Source organism: Kitasatospora sp. NPDC053057 (assembly GCF_044546945.1).
GTDB lineage: Bacteria > Actinomycetota > Actinomycetes > Streptomycetales > Streptomycetaceae > Kitasatospora.
Genome location: NZ_JBITZP010000153.1, coordinates 1 through 1,269, shown reverse-complemented (window position 1 = coordinate 1,269; position 1,269 = coordinate 1). Strand labels below are relative to the sequence as shown.

Genomic DNA, 1,269 nt, shown 5'->3' with positions numbered 1-1,269 from the left:
AGAAGCGATTCCCAAACCGAAGGTAGGGTCACGTTTTCCCAGGTGAGGTGTGTGGCCGTCGCTCGGTAGGCATGCTCGGGCCGTCGTGTCGGTGTGGGGCGTGGTCGGAGGTGGCGGATGCCGTCGGTGCTGGGGGTGTTGGAGAGGCGCGAGCGGGTGGCGCTGGCCCGTGCGGAGGAGTTGCGGGCCGAGCTGGAGCGGGTTCAGGCTGCCGTGGTCGAGGCGGATGAGGCCGCGCGGCGCGCGGTTATCGCTCGCGAGGAGATCGTCGCGGCGCTGGCCGAAGCGGCCGAGGAAGCCGGCGCGTCCAGTGCGGCGGTGGATGCGCCGGCCATGGGGGTCGCCGGGCCTCGGGTCGAAGTCCCGCTGTGGCACGAGGGGTTGGGGATCGAAGTGCTTCCGCCCGACTGCGCGCGGATTGTGGCCCTGATCCAGGAGGACGCCGCCGGTGGTGGGCAGGGAGTGCGGGCGCGGGCGATGCGCGAGCATCTGGGCTGGCCGGCGAGTGACGCGAAGGAGCAGGCCGCGCGGTTTCGGGCGAAGCGGCTGGTCGAGCGGGGCTGGTTGAGCGAGGGACGGCCTGGGCTGTTCAGGCCGCGGACCGCTTGACGCGGCGGGGAGCTGGTCGGCCGGAGCGGGCCAGGCGGCGGGTGGCCGGGATGCTCGCGGCCCACCAGGCCATTGCCTCGGCGCTGTCGATGCGGGTCTCGTAGTCCCGGGCGAGGCGCCGAGCCCGGATCAGGTGGGAGAAACTGCGCTCCACGACCCAGCGGCGCGGTAGCACCACGAACCCGGTGGCGTCGTCGCTGCGCTTGACGACGGTCAGCGCGACGGCCAGGACGGCGTGGGCGAAGGCGACCAGCCAGCCGGTGTAGCCGCCGTCGGCCCAGACCAGGGTGATGCGGTGGTGTTCGGCGCGCAGGTGTTCGAGGAGGTCGCGGCCGGCGTCGTTGTCCTTGACCGAGGCGGCGGTGACCAGCACGACCAGCAGCAGACCCAGAGTGTCCACCGCGATGTGCCGCTTCCTTCCGTTGATCTTCTTCCCGGCGTCGTAGCCACGGGTGGCCGCGCCGACGGTCGCGTCGGCCTTGACCGACTGGGAGTCGATGATCGCGGCGGTCGGCTCCTCCTTCTTCCCGGCCAGCTCGCGCAGCATCTTGCGCAGCCGGCCGTAGAGCTCCTTGATGTAGTCGTTGTCGCGCCAGCGGCGGAAGAACCGGTAAACGGCCCGCCATTTGGGGAAGTCGATCGGCAGGCTGGCCCAGCGCA

At 71.6% G+C, this 1,269-nt stretch carries 2 protein-coding genes; one reads left to right on the top strand and one right to left on the bottom strand.

Going from position 1 to position 1,269, the window contains the following annotated elements; all coding sequences use genetic code 11:
- Positions 1 to 117 precede the first annotated feature (117 nt).
- Positions 118 to 609, top strand: a complete 492-nt coding sequence (locus ACIG5E_RS39545) for a hypothetical protein (RefSeq protein ID WP_396542183.1) — start codon at positions 118 to 120, stop codon at positions 607 to 609.
- Here the strand turns inward: ACIG5E_RS39545 and ACIG5E_RS39540 are convergent.
- Positions 590 to 1,269, bottom strand: a 680-nt coding sequence (locus ACIG5E_RS39540) for an IS5 family transposase (protein ID WP_396542181.1), incomplete at its 5' end; no start/stop codon positions are given. The two genes, ACIG5E_RS39545 and ACIG5E_RS39540, sit on opposite strands and share 20 nt — an antisense overlap.

Coding starts and splice junctions, on each gene's coding strand:
- ACIG5E_RS39545 (WP_396542183.1), top strand. CDS start 118: ATGCCGTCGGTGCTGGGGGTGTTGGAGAGGCGCGAGCGGGTGGCGCTG.